This is a genomic window from Pseudomonas edaphica, assembly GCF_965277385.1.
GTDB lineage: Bacteria > Pseudomonadota > Gammaproteobacteria > Pseudomonadales > Pseudomonadaceae > Aquipseudomonas > Aquipseudomonas edaphica.
The window spans coordinates 140,278-156,956 of sequence record NZ_OZ255725.1 but is presented as its reverse complement, the minus strand read 5'-3'; the positions used below and the strand labels follow the sequence as shown (position 1 = coordinate 156,956).

General features: G+C 59.8%; 17 protein-coding genes and 1 pseudogene. 7 read left to right on the top strand and 11 right to left on the bottom strand.

The genetic code is table 11. The features are described from left to right. Positions 1–79 precede the first annotated feature (79 nt). From ACQY47_RS00760 to ACQY47_RS00750, 3 genes are all read left to right on the top strand, one after another. Positions 80–442, top strand: a complete 363-nt coding sequence (locus tag ACQY47_RS00760; protein ID WP_428554697.1) for a hypothetical protein — start codon at positions 80–82, stop codon at positions 440–442. 11 nt (positions 443–453) lie between these two features. Further along, positions 454–597 carry a hypothetical protein gene (locus ACQY47_RS00755; RefSeq protein WP_428554694.1) on the top strand — a complete coding sequence of 48 codons (144 nt, stop codon included), beginning with the start codon at positions 454–456 and terminating at the stop codon, positions 595–597. Positions 598–901: 304 nt separating this feature from the next. Beyond that, the gene (locus ACQY47_RS00750) at positions 902–1,804 is read left to right on the top strand and encodes a LysR family transcriptional regulator (protein ID WP_063028932.1); all 903 of its coding nucleotides are present in this window, start codon (positions 902–904) and stop codon (positions 1,802–1,804) included. Between the two features lie 9 nt (positions 1,805–1,813). On the opposite strand, the gene ACQY47_RS00745 is transcribed toward ACQY47_RS00750, so the two are convergent. From ACQY47_RS00745 to ACQY47_RS00735, 3 genes are all read right to left on the bottom strand, one after another. After that, positions 1,814–3,160, bottom strand: coding sequence for an OprD family outer membrane porin (locus tag ACQY47_RS00745; protein WP_428554690.1), 1,347 nt, complete (start codon positions 3,158–3,160; stop codon positions 1,814–1,816). 101 nt (positions 3,161–3,261) lie between these two features. After that, entirely contained in the window at positions 3,262–4,614 is a 1,353-nt protein-coding gene (locus ACQY47_RS00740) for a citrate-proton symporter (protein ID WP_063028934.1), read from the bottom strand. Positions 4,615–4,708: 94 nt separating this feature from the next. Beyond that, a complete protein-coding gene (locus tag ACQY47_RS00735; protein WP_428554686.1) occupies positions 4,709–6,097 on the bottom strand; it encodes an amidase in 1,389 nt (462 codons plus the stop codon). Between the two features lie 377 nt (positions 6,098–6,474). Here ACQY47_RS00735 and ACQY47_RS00730 point away from each other — a divergent pair, with 377 nt between their 5' ends. After that, the gene (locus tag ACQY47_RS00730) at positions 6,475–6,927 is read left to right on the top strand and encodes a hypothetical protein (RefSeq protein WP_428554683.1); all 453 of its coding nucleotides are present in this window, start codon (positions 6,475–6,477) and stop codon (positions 6,925–6,927) included. Positions 6,928–7,733: 806 nt separating this feature from the next. Here ACQY47_RS00730 and ACQY47_RS00725 read toward each other — a convergent pair. Continuing rightward, entirely contained in the window at positions 7,734–7,988 is a 255-nt protein-coding gene (locus ACQY47_RS00725; RefSeq protein ID WP_428554680.1) for a DUF6124 family protein, read from the bottom strand. 229 nt (positions 7,989–8,217) lie between these two features. Here ACQY47_RS00725 and ACQY47_RS00720 point away from each other — a divergent pair, with 229 nt between their 5' ends. Next, entirely contained in the window at positions 8,218–8,559 is a 342-nt protein-coding gene (locus ACQY47_RS00720; RefSeq protein WP_428554677.1) for a hypothetical protein, read from the top strand. Between the two features lie 64 nt (positions 8,560–8,623). Here the strand turns inward: ACQY47_RS00720 and ACQY47_RS00715 are convergent, their stop codons facing one another. From ACQY47_RS00715 to ACQY47_RS00685, 7 genes and pseudogenes are all read right to left on the bottom strand, one after another. After that, the gene (locus ACQY47_RS00715) at positions 8,624–9,121 is read right to left on the bottom strand and encodes a hypothetical protein (protein ID WP_428554674.1); all 498 of its coding nucleotides are present in this window, start codon (positions 9,119–9,121) and stop codon (positions 8,624–8,626) included. Positions 9,122–9,338: 217 nt separating this feature from the next. Continuing rightward, a pseudogene (locus ACQY47_RS00710) lies at positions 9,339–9,563 on the bottom strand (helix-hairpin-helix domain-containing protein); the annotation flags it as partial. Between the two features lie 26 nt (positions 9,564–9,589). After that, positions 9,590–9,841 (bottom strand): hypothetical protein, encoded by a 252-nt coding sequence (locus tag ACQY47_RS00705; RefSeq protein ID WP_176992162.1) that lies wholly within the window; start codon positions 9,839–9,841, stop codon positions 9,590–9,592. After that, positions 9,842–10,375, bottom strand: coding sequence for an N-acetyltransferase family protein (locus tag ACQY47_RS00700; protein WP_428554671.1), 534 nt, complete (start codon positions 10,373–10,375; stop codon positions 9,842–9,844). Between the two features lie 31 nt (positions 10,376–10,406). Continuing rightward, entirely contained in the window at positions 10,407–11,828 is a 1,422-nt protein-coding gene (locus ACQY47_RS00695) for an efflux transporter outer membrane subunit (protein WP_428554668.1), read from the bottom strand. Beyond that, positions 11,825–13,393, bottom strand: a complete 1,569-nt coding sequence (locus tag ACQY47_RS00690) for a DHA2 family efflux MFS transporter permease subunit (protein ID WP_428554665.1) — start codon at positions 13,391–13,393, stop codon at positions 11,825–11,827. The genes ACQY47_RS00695 and ACQY47_RS00690 overlap by 4 nt, the downstream gene beginning before the upstream one ends. Next, the gene (locus tag ACQY47_RS00685; protein WP_428554662.1) at positions 13,386–14,495 is read right to left on the bottom strand and encodes an HlyD family secretion protein; all 1,110 of its coding nucleotides are present in this window, start codon (positions 14,493–14,495) and stop codon (positions 13,386–13,388) included. The genes ACQY47_RS00690 and ACQY47_RS00685 overlap by 8 nt, the downstream gene beginning before the upstream one ends. Positions 14,496–14,607: 112 nt before the next feature. On the opposite strand from ACQY47_RS00685, the gene ACQY47_RS00680 reads away from it, so the two are divergent. Together ACQY47_RS00680 and ACQY47_RS00675 are read left to right on the top strand one after the other, a co-directional pair. Next, a complete protein-coding gene (locus ACQY47_RS00680) occupies positions 14,608–15,318 on the top strand; it encodes a CerR family C-terminal domain-containing protein (RefSeq protein ID WP_428554659.1) in 711 nt (236 codons plus the stop codon). A 480-nt stretch (positions 15,319–15,798) separates the two neighbouring features. Further along, positions 15,799–16,404, top strand: a complete 606-nt coding sequence (locus ACQY47_RS00675) for a LysE family translocator (RefSeq protein WP_017138877.1) — start codon at positions 15,799–15,801, stop codon at positions 16,402–16,404. Positions 16,405–16,679: the final 275 nt, after the last annotated feature.

Genomic DNA, 16,679 nt, shown 5'->3' with positions numbered 1-16,679 from the left:
TGATGAGCTTCGCGAGGAAGCGAAGGTCACTTTGACGCGGCCGCGATTGAAGCTGAGTGCTACCGTTCGGGCGATTCAGGTGACCGACCAGACGATGACCATCGTAGCTGGAACACTTCTTCAAATTGCAAGGCAAGGTCTAGTTACGCGATATGGTCAAAAGATCGAAGACTGCCCTATCGAGGGGCGGATAACCTCTGGGGCGCATATTCGCGAAATCATATGGTTTGGTCGTAATCAAGCCATGCATTTTGACGATAGTAAGCCGGGGAGTTGCACGTCTCTCTTCAAGACTTCAGATCAGCACCATCCAGGGAAATTCACACCTGAACCTGTCTCGCGCTCGATGGCAATAATTGATCTGCTGGGGTGGATGAGCTTCGAACAGTGTGAGGCCGATATGGAAAATCTTGGTGTTTTTACACCACTAGAAAACGTTTAGGAAAAGAACCGATGCGATATGTGCTCAGCGTTGCCCGCCACTACCAGACCGGCAAGCTCACCACCGAGCACGCGGTTTATGCCCTGCGTAAGCGGCCAGTTGCCGTCGCAAGCAAGGGCGAAACGTGGGTCATTGACCCTGACTTCGAAGTCTGAGGAAAACGCTAATGGGTACCCCTACCGGCAACGTCATCAACAAACTGCGACCTTCGCAACCTGGCGGCGATCAACTTGGCCCTTGCGAGGTGTGCACAAAACCGATGGGCGAAGTATCCGTTGCCCAGCAACACCGCGAGTACAAGCGCGCTGATAACTCGCTGTACACAAGCCCAATCGGTGGCGGGGTTTACGGTCACGCGAGCAGCTTGCAGACCCTCGGCCCATTCGCGAACTGATACACATGCATGGCGCAGTAATTGCGTACCCCCCAAACCCCAACCCCAAAAAAAGGAGCACCCCCATGCAACTACGCGCCTTGCGATATTTCCACGAGGTCGCCCGCTGCGCCTCCCTGCGTAAGGCAGCCGAACGTCTATACGTCACCCCAACCGCCGTCAGCCGCCAGATCGAACACCTGGAACACTTCTTCGGCGCCGCCCTGATTGAACGCGGCCCCCGCGGCATCCGCCTCACCGCCGAGGGTGAATGCCTGGCCGAACAAGTCACCTCAACCCTGCGCGGCCTCGACCAGGTACGCGAAGTCATCGCCAGCCGCCAAAGCCAGGTAGCCGGTAACATCAGCATCCATGTGTCAGAAAGTATCGTTTCCACCGTACTCGCCCCAGTACTCGCCACCTTCTACCGCGCCCATCCCAAGGTCACCTTCAACATCGTAATCGCCAGTGCATCGGCCACCCTCGACGCCCTGTGCAGCGGCGAGGCAGACCTGGGCCTGGCGTTCTACCTGCAAGAACGCGCCGACGTCGAAGTCACTGCCCATTGCCAGCTGTGGCACCGGGTGCTGGTCAGCGCCGAACACCCCTTCGCCCAACGCGAAAGCATCGAATTGAGCGAACTGCAAGGCCAGCCCCTGGCGATTCCCGACTCGGCCTACGGCGTGCGCCAGGCCCTGGAAGTGGCCGCGAAAAAACGCGGAGTCACCCTCGAACCCGTGTTCACCACCAGCTCCCTGGAAGTGCAGAAGAGCCTGGCCCGGCAACGAGCAGCGGTGCTGATTCTGCCCCAGGTCGAGGCAGACGTACGCGACTTGGGCGACGGCCTGGTCGCCGTGCCGATAGCCGATGAAGACCTCGGCCGCATCCGCATCGACCTCTGCGTGTACCGCAACCGCCCCCGCTCGGTGGCGGTGCTCAAGTGCCAGGAAATGCTGGCGGGGGCGATGCAGCGTTGTTCGCTGAACTGAGCCTGAGCCTCAGAAGATGTTGATCGGCACGTTGGCGACCAGGCGGAACTCGTCGTAGCTGCCGTCAATCTGCCCCCCGCTGGCGCGATGGTTGTAGACGATGGTGCGCAGTACGGTGTTCTTGAGTGTTCCGGACTGAATCACATAGGCCAGCATCAAGCCGTTTTCGTTGTGCTTGGCGCCATCCAGGCTGCGCACGTTGTAGCCGGTGTTGTGGCCGTTGCGGTCGCCATCGTAATGGGTGCCGTCGATGTCCCAACCCTTGGCGTGCCACAGGCTGGCGGTGAGGCCGGGCGCGCCGTAGGCGGCGAAGTCCAGGTCGTAGCGCAGTTGCCAGGACTTTTCGTTGGGGCCGCTGTAGTCCGAGTACAGCGAGTTGGCCATGTAGTTGCCGGTGGACTCCCACACGTAGTCGAAGTATTCATTGCCGAACACCTGCTGCCAGGCCAGCGTCAGGCTGTGGGCCATGTGCGTGGCGGTGAAGGCCAGGCTGGCGGCGTTGTTGTCGATGTAGCCGAGGTTTTTGTCCCCCGAGTCACTGGTGTGATAGTAGTTGAAGGCGGTCTTCAGGACGATGTCGCTTTTGTCGCCGATGCGGTGGGTCAGGCCGACGTAGGTCTGGTCCCACATGTCTTCGAAACGCGAGGCGTAGACGCTGGCTTCCAGCCCGTAACCCGGTTTGACCGTGGCCCCCAGGTAGCTGATGCGCGCACCGCTGTAGGCGCGGTTGCCGAAGGTGGTGGTGAGCTTTTCGGCGCCGGTGCCGGTGCGCGGAATCGCCCGCTCGAAGCTGCCGCCCTGTACCGACAGCCAGTCGAATTCGTTGCTGAACAGGCCCACGCCCTGGAAGCTGGAGGGCAGGGCACGGTTGTCCTTGTAGCGCAGGATCGGGTTGTCGGTCATCAGCCGGCCCGCCTTGATCTCGGTGCTGGACAGGCGCAAACGCACGTCGCCCACACCCAGGCGGCTCCAGGTGGGAATCGCATCGCCATTGCCGTCTACCAGCACTCGGTCGCCACCATTGGCCACCTTGCCGTGGCCACGCTCCAGGTTGACCGCACTGAAGATTCCCGCATCCACGCCCACGCCAATCAGGCCCTGGGTGTAGCCGGAGCTGTACTTGAACATGCTGGTCTGCACCCAGGTTTCGCGCACGCGGGTGGGCTCGACGCCGCCGGCTTTCTTGATGCTCAGGTGGGTGGTGCGCTTGGTGTGCTGGTTGGAATAGTAGTGGCGCAGGTTCAGGTCCAGGGTGCTGCCTTCGAGGAAACCCGGTGCGCTGGCTTGAGCGTTCTCTTGGGCGAAAGCCTGGGTGCTGGAAGCCAGGGTGACGGCCAGCAAAAGACGTGGATACATGGTAAATCCCCATACAAATCAGACGTAAGGCGACCGTCCCGGCAGGCCCTCAGGCGCTGCCGGTCGGTGGCGAAAAGACGCGGGACAGTGGGAAAAGGTATTCAGCGAACCGAAGCTTCTGTGAGCCGGGTTTCGCGGGCCGGGCTGCCGGGCAGCGACGGGCGGGTTTCCTTGGCGAACCAGGCGGCGGTGAGGCACACCAGGTTGGCGATCAGCAGGTACCAGACCGGTGACATTGGATCGCCGGTGGTGCCGATCAGCCAGGTAATGATTATCTGCGCGGTGCCGCCAAACGCCGCCACACCGAAGGCGTAGACGATGGAGAAACCGGTGGAACGCACGGATTTCGGGAAGCTTTCCACCAATAGCACGATCAACGCCGCGCCGCTCATGCCGTGCAGGCCCGAGAGTACCGCGAGGGTCAGCAGGAAGGTCGCCGGGCTGGGGTGTTCGGTCATCAGTTGCAGGGCCGGGAATAGGATCAGCAGCAACACCACCCGCGGTGTCATCAGGATCACCCGGCGCCCGAAGCGGTCGCAGAGCATGCCGCCGGCCACCGCGCACACGGCCATGGCGGCGCCGGCCACCAGGGTCGAGAGCATGGAGATGCTGGTGGGCAGCTTCAGCTCGGTGAGGGCGAAGGTGGTCATGTAGTTGAGGAAGTACTGGGTGATGGTGCTGCCGGAAAGGATCAGCAACCCCAGTACCAATGCCCGTCGGTGCTTGCCGCAGACTTCCCGTACCAGGTCGCCGGTGCTGGTCTGCTCGCCGTGGCCGTGGAAGGTTTCGGCGAGGTTGCGGCGGATGTAGATGCCGATCGGCAATACCAACAGGCCGAACACAAAGGGTACGCGCCAGCCCCAGCTGTTGAGGTCTTCCGGGGACATGACTTTGGTCAGGGTGAACCCTACCAGCCCGGCCACCATGGCCGCGACGCCCTGGGCAACCACTTGCCAGCAGGCGTACGTCCCGCGTTTGTGAGGCGGCGCCGCTTCGAGGATATAGGTGGTGGCGGGGCCGGCTTCACCGCCCCAGGCCAGACCCTGGATCATGCGGGTGAGCACCAGCAGGATCGGCGCCGCGATGCCGATGGTCTCGTAGCCGGGCAATATCGCGATGCTGCCGGTGCCCACGGCCATCATCACCAGGGTCAACAGCATCGCTGGTTTGCGCCCGACGCGGTCGGCGTAGGCGCCGATCAGCACCGCGCCCAGCGGCCGGACGATAAAGCCGATACCGAACGCGGTGACCGACAGCATCAAGCTGACGAAGGCGCTGTCGGACGGGAAAAACGTGTGGCCGATCATCACCGCAAAGGTTGCGTACACACCAAAGTCGAAAAACTCCACGGCGTTACCCAGGACCACGGCAAAAATGCTCTTTTTGCCGGCGTCCGGGGACGGTGTTTCGGGTGCGTGATCAGGATCGGATCGTGTCAATTGCTCAGTGTGCATACCAGCCCCTCGATTTTAGTTATAGGTCGTCCAAGCTCCCGGCCGTGTAGGCCCGGAGCTGGCGTGTGGGTGGGCAGTTCTTACAGCGTCAAAGTCAGGAAGGATTCGGCCAGTGGTGGATTGCGCCACGCCAGCTCTCGTAGGTTTTAGCAATTTGCAGCAGCCATTGGTCGGCAAAGCGTGGGGCGATCATCTGCAAGCCGATGGGCATGCCATCAGCGGCGAAACCGCAGTTGATCGACAGCGCCGGTTGTTCGCCCATGTTCCAGGGCACCGTGAACACGATGTGTTCGAACGGCCGTTGCGGGTCGTTGCTGGGTGAAGGCCACTCAGCGGGGAAGGCGTTGACTTGGTTGGTGGGGGAGAGCACCAGGTCGAGTTCGGTGAACACCTGCGCGGCGCGGCGGCGCATTTCGAAGGTCTGGTTGAAGCCTTTAACGGCCTGTACGCCACTGATCTCGGCGCCTGGCGCGGCCCAGTCGCGGATATACGGCAAGACCTTGTCGAACTGCTCGCTGCTCAACGCGGACAAGTCGCCCCACTGCCGGGCGCGCCAGAAATGATCGAGGCCGTCGAGTTGTGCCCGGTCCATGATCGGCGGGATCAGCGTGACCTTGGCGCCATGGGCTTCGAACAGCCGTGCGGCGTGTTCCACCGCTTCACACACGAAGCCTTCAGGCTGCATACCCACGCCAGGCTCGAGCATCAGGCCGACCCGCAGGCCCTTGACCGACAACGGTTGGTTGCTCCACTGGGTGGCGAGTGGCGGCAGGCTGGTGGCGTCGCGGGCATCGGGGCGGGCCAGGTGTTGCATCAGCAGCACGCAGTCGTCGACGGTGCGGGTCATAGGCCCGGCGGCGCGGCCGGTGTAGTACGGGTCGATGGGGATGCGTCCCAGGGTCGGCTTGAACCCCACCAGGCCGCACCAGGCGGCGGGCAGGCGCACCGAACCACCGATGTCGGTGCCAACGTGCAGCGGGCCATAACCGGCGGCGGCCGCAGCGGCGGCACCGGAGCTGGAGCCGCCGGTGTTGTTGGCAGTATTCCACGGGTTGCGGGTGATGCCGTGGAAGCTCGACAGGCCGGAGGACAGCATGCCGAAATCCGGGTTGGTGGTCTTGGCCAGGATAATCGCGCCTGCTTCACGCATACGGGCTGCGGGCGGTGCGTCCCTGAGGGCCGGGGTTAGGCGGGTGGCCGCGCTGCCGAGGGGAATGGGCACGCCTTCGGTGGCAATCAATTCCTTGAGGGTCACCGGTACGCCATCAAGGGCGCCGTTGGGTTGGCCCTTGTTCCAGCGCTCGGTGGAGGCCTGGGCCTGCTGGCGCACCTGTTGCGGGTCGAAGGCATAGAGCGCGTTGATCTGCGGCTCCCAGCGGTCGATGTGGGCCAGGAGCTGGTCGTAGTAGTCGATGGGCGCGAGTTGCCGGCTGGCAAATTGCGCCAACAGTTCGGCGGCCGTAAGGGTATGCAGGTCAGTCATCGAACGCTTCCTTGTGATGGGCCGGCTGGCTCATGGCGGGTTGCAGTAGGAACGACTATATAAACCCCGATGTGGCGCGGCCATCACAATCGGTGCAGTTCAGTGTTGCGTTTTTGTGTGCACTGAAACGGGCGGGTGGCTGATACCACCGCTTCCTGGAGCAACATGATGGAAATGGCGTCTGACGCATCCGGGTATTCAGTATTGAGGACGATTTCCAGGGTGTCCTTGTCTCGATACCCGCTACAGGTCGGAATCACGACATGACCATCTCAGTCAAAATTCAGCGTTGTATATTCGCGGCAGTACGACCACGCCGGGAAAGAGGCTTTGGAAAAGGCGGTTTTGAGAGAACTGAATCAGCGTAGGAAAATGCGATGAACCGGATTTTTACAATAGCGTTGGCATTATCAGCTATTGCACACAGCGCGCTTGCGGCCGAAGTGGCACAGCCCGAACCCAAGCTGGTGACGAACCTTCACGATAATCAGGGCATTCATGAAGACCTGATTGCATCGCAGGAGCTGATCGCTTTGGGGTGCATGGGCAAATTGAACATTACCGCCACGGCATCTGGATATTATGACGCTGCCTCTCTGGCGAAAATCCAGCAATGCGCAGACAACGAGGGTACTGACCTTGCCGCAAAGCTACTGGCTCAATACAAGCGGGGTGAGATTGAGAAGGCAAGAATGCCAACCTACACGTTGCATTACTCGGCAATTTTTGCGAAAGAAAACAATATTGAAGCTGGGAAGACGGCAACGGCTGATTTGATCAAGGCTGCTAGAGAGCAGGGGAAAAAGCATTATCCATACACGGGGAAGTAAGAAGGAAAATCCATTCCGCAACCGAAATAAAGCCTCCCGATTCAAGAGGGCTCCAGCGATGTGTACATCTTGGCGATGCGGAATAGATTTTTGGGTAACTTATTGATAAATAATTGGAAATTTGTGGATTGCAAATCCGCCTGCGCCGGTTCGATTCCGACCTCGGCCTCCACTCTTAAAGCCCCGTAGATTAACGTCTACGGGGTTTTTTAATGCCTGCAATTTGAGAGCCGTTCCGCAACCCCGCGCATGGCTCGCGCATTGAGCCTCGGGCCAACTACATGAGCGATGCGTTGCAGGACTCCATTTCGGATGTTGGGGCGATTTTATCCAGGGCTTTTGCTGATGCACTTTGATAATTTTGCATGTCGATCGAATGCGCTTTTTAATTACAAATCAGTATAAGAAACTGCTAGTTTTCACAGGTTCACAAAAATCAATGACGATGGATGATTTCATCTCCATTAAATATTAATGTAAAGGAGATTGTTATGTCTATTGATCATATGGTTTATGCTTACACGCTATCGGAAGATAAAGACAACATTTTAGATAAGCAGCAGTCGCTTGAAGTTTTAGACTCTTTTAAGCCTACTGATGAAGAGTAATTCAAACTCTTAAAAGAACTGTTGAAGGGCAAGACCGACGAGGAAATTCGGCAGTTTTTAGCGCAGGCGAATAGTTGATTGCTGTTGTGCCACGGTCAAAACCTCGCTTCGGCGAGGTTTTTTTGACTAGAGGGGGTCAGGCCACAATTTCTGAATTTTAAAAAATGTTGGTCTTCCCCATGTTCAATTGCTAGGTGGTCAACGGTCAGCGGATGTTGGACTCAATTTATCCAGCGCATCATCCACGAGCAGTTGCGCGTTCTCAATCAGCTGCGCCAACCCAAATATTTGAAGCCGTCGAGATCCAGTTGATCCGAACGCTTGTTCATTCGCCATAACCGATGCCGAAGCCAAAATTTCACTTGCATTCACTAGCGCATCTTCCGTGCTTAATTCTGTCCTCACTTTAAACGCGTTAGTCGAATGGTCGTTGCCAGGTGTAGGTGTTTTCAAGAGTGATGCTCCAAAGGGCAATACTCAGATAATTCAGGTTGCGACGCCCGGTCACAGTAATTACTGCGACGGCAAATCCTAACCAAGTCACTTCCTATGGCTCAACCTCGTTAGTTTGTGGGAAACGTCCGAGACCAAGCAGAGCAGCGTTAGCGATGTTCAGAAAGTAAAATTATAAGGCGAGCTGGCGAGCTGCCATGTACCCTCATGCCTTTCCTGGGGGATAACAATGAAAATCTGGCTAATGGTTTTAGTCACTGCGATGCTCACGGCCTGCGCCGACAGCGGTCCTATAAAAGTGGGGCCTGACACCTACACCATCTCAACGCGAGTTCCCCTTGGTGGGCCGGCCTCGGCGAAAGGCCATGCGCTGAAAGAAGCGAATCAGTTTTGTGAGTCTCAAGGCCGGGAAATTCTTCTAGACCACATGCAGTCAAGCGAATGCGCCTTGCACGGCGGCTGCGGGGAGGCGGAGATATTCTTCTTTTGCCTGGCCAAAGGCGACCCGCAATTAAAACGCCAAAAGTACAGCCCCGATCCAACTCAAAAAATCGAAATCGACCAGCGCTGATGCTCTGCTGCCGAGAGAAGGGACGGACCTATGTTCAGTGACATGAATCCATCCCTTTCTTTTGTTAAGCCGCCACCGCCATAGCAACCGGAGAGTACAGTGCTTGGCGTTCCTGAAGGCTCAGCAACTGCCAATTTTTCCCGACGCGTTTATACAGATCGGCGTTGTGTGGGATCTTCACCGTATTGAGCAGCCGCTGTTGGTAGCAGCCATACAGGTGTTTCAGAAAACCAGGTGGCATCACGATGTTTGTACTTGGCACATGGAACGAAATTGCCATGGGCCATTCTTTTTGACGAACGGACCCCAGCAGAGCAGGGCTGACGTCTTCAGGTTTGCCAATGGATACCCAGGTGGCGGGGTGTTTGCCATCCATCCAATGGGCGAACCATTCTGGCAGGCGCCCGCGCTTTGCCGGGTAGGGCATCAATACGCCAGCCTGCATTTTCTTGATCAGGTTTTCCCGAGTCAGTCGGTGGGTGATGCGCACGGTGGGAAGGCGGTTTATTGCCTCCAGAAACGCTTTGTTATCAGCGAGTGCTGACTGACTGCTCTCGAGCACATTAATCCCAGCGAACTTCCAGTTCAGAAATCTCCCGTTCCAGCGGCTCCATGGATTCAAACCATGCATCGAAACCGTTGAGCTGTTCGTCGGCCAGGTAGAGGTAATAGCCTCCGGTTTCACCTGCGGTGTCATCCTGGATCGTTATCGTCCAGCCCGTGTGTTCCCCGGATAATATCGTTCCGCTGCGAGTCGTGGGCATGGGTGGCTTAGTCGCCCTCGCAAGCGCCACGGCCGCTGTAATGGCCGCCCGCGCCTGGGGGCTGTTTTTCCAGCAGGTCGACCCGACTGCTGCCGATGCTTGCGCCAGAATGTCACCCACGTCCGACTTTCCAAGCACTTCCAATGAGTCAATGCCCAACTGCTCCAGCCGTGTAATCACGGTGGGACCTACGCCCTTGAGAGCGAGCAAGGCGGTTCTTTCTTCCAATGAAAACGGCATGTATATATTCCTTTTTTTATTACTCGCTAGGCCTCAGCGCGGACAATACGCTGTGCCTTCACCTCTTCGGCGTACACGCCAAGCTTTTCCTGTTGCGCAGCCAGCAATGCGCACATTTTCATCAGGGCCACTGCTTCTTCGGGTGTTCTACCGTTCGCGGCCATCGCCGTCAGCTCCACCACCGACCAGCCGATAACTGCGCGTGCATCGTCAAGGTCGTAAAACAGTTCTTGTTGTGCGGTTCTGGGCCCGTCGAGCCCCTCTATCAGTTCGGCCATTTAGCGCTGCGCCTGCTGTTTCAATTGAAGTCCCATGACGACCATCCCGATGTCGGCAAGGTCCGTGCTGAAGGGGATTTCGCCCATGCGCCGAAACCCGAATGCCTCATAAAAGCCCTGTGCACTGACGTTGGTTTTGAGCACGTCCAGCCACAGTAAATGCTCACCACGTTGCGCCACTTCATCGCGAACACACTGCAACAGTTGTTTGCCGTAACCCCTGCCGGCGGCGGATTTGAGCAGGTAGATTTTCTGCAGCTCCGCGCCCACTTCAGCGGTTAACGGCGCAGGCACTGCCCAATTCACTTTGGCAAACCCGACGGCGTTGCCTTGTTCATCGCAAGCAATGAACCACGCATGCCTGCCTGGCAACTCGAGTGACTGGCGCAGTGCACTGGGTGAAAAATCCTGCTCAAGAAAACCGTGCATACCGGCAGGCGACCATAACGTCGAAAAATGCTCGCGATAGGTCTGGCAACCAACCTCGCGCAGCGTATCGATATCGGCCGTTGTCGCTTTACGAAGGGTGATCATGTTGTTCCTTGGTTTATGTGCGTAGAACCCTTTACAGCGTCCAGCCTAACCCAAGCGCCTTGTGCAGCGAGGCAAAATCCTTCAGCAGTTCAGCGTCGCCGGATATCCGGCTCTCTTGCGCCTGGTAGCGCGTGCGCTCGGCATCCAGCCAATCGAGGGTGCTGGCCGTGCCCGCGCGATAACGCTGGCGGGTCAGGTCGGCGGCGCGTACTGCCGAAGATTCCACGTTACGCAGCAGCACCACATTCTGGCGCTGATGCCCATAGCGTGCCAAGGCCACATCCGCATCGCGCAATGCACTCAATACCACGCTCTTGTAATGCGCCAGCGCTTCATCGCGCCCGGCCTCGGCGCCTTTGACGCTGGCGGCGACGCGGCCGAAGTCGAGGGCGTTCCAGGTGATGCGCGGCAGGACCAGCCAGGTGCCGCTGTCTTTACGCGCAAGGTGGCCGGGGTCGCTGGCGGAGAAGGACAGGTCGCCGGTGAGGCTGAGCTTGGGGAACCAGTCGGCGGTTTTTTCGCCGATCTGTGCGTTGCTGGAGGCCAGTTTACGCTCGGCCATGCGGATATCCGGGCGCGCCCTCAGCAGCGCCGCCGGGTCGGCCAACGGCACGGTGCCGGGTAAGGCGGGCAGGGCGCGGGCAGTGGCGAGTTGGCCATCCAGTTCGCCGGGTTCCAGGCCGCAAAGCAGGCCGAGTTGGTCGAGGGATTCGACGATGGCGGCTTGCAGTGGCAGGCGCTGGGCCTGGGTGTTTTCGGCTTGGGTGATGACTTGTTCAAGTTGCAGTTGCGAGGCCACGCCGCGCTCGCGGCGCTGCTGGGTGAGGTCCAGGGCCTGGTTTTCGATGTCGACGCTGGAGTCCACCAGTGCCAGGCGTGTTTGCTGGTCGCGCAGGTCGGTATAGGCCTGGACGATTTCGGCGGCCAGTTGCACCTGGGCATCGGCCAATTGCGCCTGGGACGCGTCGGCTTCGGCCTGCGCAGCCTCGACGGCGCGACGGGTGCCGCCGAACAGGTCGGCTTCCCAGCTGGCATCGAAGCCGGCGAGGTAGAGGTTCAGCGGGCCGCGGCCGCCGCCACTGTTGCCACCCAGCGCGGAGGTGTCGGGCGAGCGCAGTTTGAGCATCGCAGCATCACCGCTGACCTTGGGCATCGCGTTGGCCTGTGCGCCGCTAAGGCTGGCGCGCGATTGCTTCAACCGGGCCTGGGCGGTGGCGATGTCGGGGCTGTTGCGCAGGGCTTTGTCCACCAGTTCGTTGAGCTGCGCGTCGCCCAGCGTGCGCCACCACTGCGCGACAGCGGGTGCGCCAGCGGAGGTGTGATCGGCATGCGGCAGGCGCCCGGCCGCCAGGGTTTTTGGCGCAACGTTGGGGGCACCCTGGTAGTCGGGGCCGACCGTGCAGGCGGACAGCAGCGCAACGCTGAGCAGAAGAGGAAGCTTGCGAGGGATCATCGGGTTACCGTGCGCTTTTTCAGAATAAAGATCAGGGGCAGGCACGCCAGCATCGCCAGTCCCAGTAGATAAAACGAGTCGTTGTAGGCCATGACCGAGGCTTGCCGCGCGATGTCATTGGCCAGTTGCGCGAAGGCTTGCAGCTGTGAGGTGGAGGCATCACCGGTTTGTGCCAGGTAGCTGGCTGTGCTGCTGGCCATATGGTCCTGGGCCAGTTGGCTGTTGGATTGGATGCCTTCGCGCAACATGTCGTCGTGAAAGTGGCTGCGCCGGTCCATCAACACGCCGAGCAGGGCCAGGCCGATGGTGCCGCCCAGGTTGCGCGACATGTTGTACAGCCCGGCGGCGTCCCCGGCTTCGTGGGTCTGCACCGAGCGCATCGACAATTGGCTCAGAGGCATCATCACCAGGATCTGCCCGAACCCGCGCAGCAACTGCGACCAGATAAAGTCATGGCCAACGCTGTCAGTGGTGAGCGTGGTGTCGACGTAGCAGCTGGCCCAGTACAGCAACAGCCCGGCGCCGACCATCCAGCGCAGGTCGTAGCGGCCCAGCATTCTCGGCAGAATCGGCATCAACACAAACGCCGGAATCCCCGATAACAGCATGATCGCGCCCGACTGCTGCGCGTTGTAGCCCGACAAAATGCCCAGGAATTGCGGCACCAGGTACGCCGTGCCATAGATCCCGGCGCCGACCGCTGTGCCGATCAACAGCACGCTGCCAAAGCTTTTGTTGAGCACCAGTTGCAGGCGCAGGATCGGGGTTGTTGAGCGCAGTTGCCCCAGGGCAATCAGGAGGAACCCGGTGACGGTGGCGATGCTCAGCCAGACGATCAGCAGCGAATCAAACCAGTGTTCGCGCTGGCCTTCTTCGAGCACCACGGTCAGTGAACTCAGGCCCATGGCCAAGCCGAGAATGCCCAGCCAGTCAGCGTTGATAAAGCGTTGCAGGTTCATGCGCTCGGTCGGCAGGCCGGTGATCAGCAAGGTGATCAGCGCGATGCTGATGGGCAGGTTGAGAAAGAAACACCAGCGCCAGTTGATGTTTTCCGTGAGCCAGCCGCCGATCACCGGGCCCAGCAACGGGCCGAGAATCACGGTCATGCCGAACATCGTGGTGCCGATCGCCAACTGGTGCGGCGGCAGGCGCGTGCGCACGATGGTCTGCGCGGTGGGGATCATCGCGCCGCCGGCAAAGCCCTGGCCGATGCGCCCGGCGATCATCGCACCGAGGCTGGAGGACAAGCCGCAGAACATCGAAAACGCGGTGAACATCAGCGCGGTACCGATCAGAAAACGGCGCAGGCCGAATACCCGCGTCAGCCATGCGGCGAGCGGGATCATGACGATTTCCGACATCAGGTAGCCGGTGGCGATCCACGTGCCTTCGGTGCCGGTCGCGCCGATCTGGCCCTGGATCTGCGGCAGCGCCGAGTTGGTGATCGACACGTCCAGCGTCGCCAGCAATGCGCCCAATGCCCCGGCTGCGACGGCGATCCAGTCGGTCAACGAGGCGTTACGCGGTTTTTCGGCGACGGCCTCGGCCATCAGCGCCTCAGCCATGATTGGCATCCGCAGCGTGGGTGCGCGTGTCGACGTCGACGGTGGCCGACAGGCCAGGCATCAACGAGGCGCGAATATCATCGGGTACATCAAGCGCGATCCTCACCGGCACACGCTGGACGATTTTGGTGAAGTTGCCGGTGGCATTCGAGGGCGGCAGCAAGGCGAACTGCGCACCAGTGCCGGGCGACAGGCTGTCGATATGGCCCTGCAGATTACGGCCGGGCAGTGCATCCACGTGTACCGTTACGGCCTGGCCGGGGCGCATCTCGCCGATCTGGGTTTCCTTGTAATTGGCGGTCAGGTAGATCGCGCTGATTGGCACCACCGTCAGTAAGCGCGTGCCGGGCTGCACGTACTGGCCGACGCGCACACCACGGTCGGCGACCCGACCATCGAGCGGGCTGCGGATCACCGCATCATCCACATCCAACTGGCTCTGGGCTTCGCTGGCCTTGGCCACGCCGAGTTGCGCCTGGGCTTGTTTGAGTTGGGCTTGCAGGGTGCCGTAGCGGGTTTCGCTGGAGCGCAGCGCAGCCTGTTTGGCGGCCACGGTGCTGCGCGCCTGCGCCAGTTGGTTGTTGAGTTGCGCCAGGCGTTCCTCTGGCTCGGCGCCGGAGCGGGCCAGCGGCGCATAGCGAGCCACTTCGGTTTGCGCGTGTTGTGCGTCGGCCTGTGCTCCTTGCAGTTGGGCGCGAGCTTCGGCGATGGTCGAATCCTGCTGCACCAGGTCGGCTTGGGCTTTTGCGTAGTCGGCATTGCGCGCAGCAATCGTCGCCGAGGCTTCGTCGCTCACCGCCTGGTATTTGCGTGCGTCCAGGCGCACCAGCACGTCGCCGCGCTTGACGTTCTGGTTGTCGCTGACCAGCACCTCGGCCACATAGCCGTTGATCTTGGGCGCCACGCTGATGCTGTCGGCCTGCAGGTAGGCATCGTCGGTGGTCTCGACAAAGCGCCCGTTCAGCCACCACCACGCGGCCCAGCCAAGGCCGCCCAGCAGCGCGAGGCTGGCGATACCCAGCAGAATGCGGCGCGCTTTGCTGCGCTGGCCATTAACGGTGTCTTCAGGAATGACCTGAGGGGAGGGTGTTGCAGCGGACATCGGGTCATTCCTGTTTGTGAGGGCCGGTTTTATATCGGTTGGAATAAATTCTATTTTTCGCGAATTTTTGTCAACTGGTATATTTTGGTCCGGTATTCGAGAGGAGCTGCACATGGCACGACATAAACCTGCTGCCGAAGGTGGTTACCAGCGCGGTGAAGAAACCCGCGCACGTATCGTCGAAGCGGCGGTCGAGGTGTTTGGCGAACGCGGCTATGACCGCGCGTCCACCCGTGACATCGCCACGGCTGCCGGGGTTAATGCGCCCGCGATCCAGTACTACTTCGATGGCAAGGAAGGCGTGTACCTGGAGTGTGTCGAGCATTTGGTCACGCTGCTGTGGCGCAAGATGTCGCCGTGCGTGGAAGCGGCCGAGGCCGCGTTGGCGGATGCCAAGGCGAGCGATAAAACCTTGATCGACGTCTCGCTGGGCATTCTGGGTACGGTGGTCTCCACCATCCAGGACAGCCCCCAGACCACGATCTGGCGCGCATTTATGGATCGTCATCAGGCCGGCCTGTGCCCGCAAAGCGCAACCACCGCCTTTGAAGACCGCTTCAAGGCACGCATTGGCCGCGTCATACGCCAACTGATCGCGCGCCTTTCCGGCTTTGCCGTGGAAGACGAGCGCACGGTGATTCACTCCATGGCGCTGTTCACCCAGGGCTTGGCGTTTCGGGTGCAGAAGCCCAAGTTGCTGGAAGCGCTGAAGTGGGCCGAGGTGAATCAGAAGGAGATGGAGGCGGTGCGCGATGTGGTGCTGATGCAGGCACGGTTTACGCTGGAAGGGTTGGCCAGGCAGCGGGATGTGCGCCCGGCTTGAACCCGTGTTTAACCCAGAACTTTTAACCTGAACAAGGACGTACTATGTCGGTTTACGCCATCACTGCTGATTATGTACCGCAAATGTTTGCGTATCTGCGTAAGGGCTAGAGCCAGCATTGCTGCTTCTCTGTGGGAGCTGGCTTGTCGAATCGTCGTACCGCTGCGATGTAGACTCCTCGGTAGATCAGCTACACCCGGTTGATACCATCGCAGGCAAGCCAGCTCCCACCTTTGACCGAGTATGGCTCTGCTGTTGCTCCGGCTCTAACATCCTTCATCAACGGTTCCCGGCGGAACCTTAGTAGGCCTGTAAGCCGTTGTGATGTGTTCAGCGCAGACTCAAGCAAGGCGCGCAACTCTACCGATCAGCTCGATAACGCCAAAGTGTATGCCTCGATCCGCCCCTAGCTGTACGGGGCGGCAAGGGCTGTAACCCACTACTGTCGCAGGCATACCACTACCGCCTGGATGCCGCGCCATGTTCATGTCCACCAGCCTCTTGTCCGCCTTTGTCCTGTTTGCCTTCGTGTCCTCGATCACGCCCGGCCCGAACAACACCATGTTGCTCGCCTCGGGGGTGAATTTTGGCTTTCGCCGCTCGATGCCCCACGCGCTGGGGATCAGCATCGGCTTCATGCTGTTGGTGATGTCGGTAGGCCTGGGCCTGGGCGAAGTGTTCAAGGTATTCCCGTGGGCCTACACGGTGTTGCGCTATGTGGGAGCAGCCTATTTGCTCTACCTGGCGTGGAAGATTGCCACCGCTGGCGGCATGTCCGAGAACCCTGACGAGCGTGGCAAACCCATGACCTTTCTTGGCGCGGCCGCGTTTCAGTGGGTCAACCCCAAGGCATGGATCATGGCGCTGGGAGCAATCACCACCTATACGCCGGCCGAAGGTTATGTGACCAATGTACTGGTGATTGCGCTGGTATTTGCGGTGGTCAACCTGCCCAGTGTGTGCGTGTGGGTGGGCTGCGGCAGTGGATTGCGCAACGTGCTGCGCGAGCCGCGTTGGTTGCGGGTATTCAACGGGTCGATGGCGGCGCTGTTGGTGCTGTCGTTGTACCCGATGCTTTTTGCGTGAAGCAGTGCCTCACACCGGCGAGATGGTTGCCAGCAAGCCGATACCGATGGTCAGCACCAGAAAACCGAACAGGAAAATTGCCATCTTGGTCATAAGGCCTCCGAAGGGAAGGGAGTCGACAGGAGTGTCGGAATGGCGCCCATTGTCCGCTTCACTGGCGTTTCGATACAGACGCAGATAGCAAAGAAAAAACCGTATCAGATGGTCCCGCAACTGCCAGGCTGCGGGCCCGGGAGGCGGTTGCTTTTGTAAAGATCAGGCTTAAAGGTCGTGTT

What these genes read in the sequence shown, in the direction of transcription:
- ACQY47_RS00755 (WP_428554694.1), top strand. Translation starts at nt 454, where the DNA reads ATGCGATATGTGCTCAGCGTTGCCCGCCACTACCAGACCGGCAAGCTC.
- ACQY47_RS00750 (WP_063028932.1), top strand. Translation starts at nt 902, where the DNA reads ATGCAACTACGCGCCTTGCGATATTTCCACGAGGTCGCCCGCTGCGCC.
- ACQY47_RS00745 (WP_428554690.1), bottom strand. Translation starts at nt 3,160, where the DNA reads ATGTATCCACGTCTTTTGCTGGCCGTCACCCTGGCTTCCAGCACCCAG.
- ACQY47_RS00740 (WP_063028934.1), bottom strand. Translation starts at nt 4,614, where the DNA reads ATGCACACTGAGCAATTGACACGATCCGATCCTGATCACGCACCCGAA.
- ACQY47_RS00735 (WP_428554686.1), bottom strand. Translation starts at nt 6,097, where the DNA reads ATGACTGACCTGCATACCCTTACGGCCGCCGAACTGTTGGCGCAATTT.
- ACQY47_RS00730 (WP_428554683.1), top strand. Translation starts at nt 6,475, where the DNA reads ATGAACCGGATTTTTACAATAGCGTTGGCATTATCAGCTATTGCACAC.
- ACQY47_RS00720 (WP_428554677.1), top strand. Translation starts at nt 8,218, where the DNA reads ATGAAAATCTGGCTAATGGTTTTAGTCACTGCGATGCTCACGGCCTGC.
- ACQY47_RS00705 (WP_176992162.1), bottom strand. Translation starts at nt 9,841, where the DNA reads ATGGCCGAACTGATAGAGGGGCTCGACGGGCCCAGAACCGCACAACAA.
- ACQY47_RS00700 (WP_428554671.1), bottom strand. Translation starts at nt 10,375, where the DNA reads ATGATCACCCTTCGTAAAGCGACAACGGCCGATATCGATACGCTGCGC.
- ACQY47_RS00695 (WP_428554668.1), bottom strand. Translation starts at nt 11,828, where the DNA reads ATGATCCCTCGCAAGCTTCCTCTTCTGCTCAGCGTTGCGCTGCTGTCC.
- ACQY47_RS00690 (WP_428554665.1), bottom strand. Translation starts at nt 13,393, where the DNA reads ATGGCTGAGGCGCTGATGGCCGAGGCCGTCGCCGAAAAACCGCGTAAC.
- ACQY47_RS00685 (WP_428554662.1), bottom strand. Translation starts at nt 14,495, where the DNA reads ATGTCCGCTGCAACACCCTCCCCTCAGGTCATTCCTGAAGACACCGTT.
- ACQY47_RS00680 (WP_428554659.1), top strand. Translation starts at nt 14,608, where the DNA reads ATGGCACGACATAAACCTGCTGCCGAAGGTGGTTACCAGCGCGGTGAA.
- ACQY47_RS00675 (WP_017138877.1), top strand. Translation starts at nt 15,799, where the DNA reads ATGTTCATGTCCACCAGCCTCTTGTCCGCCTTTGTCCTGTTTGCCTTC.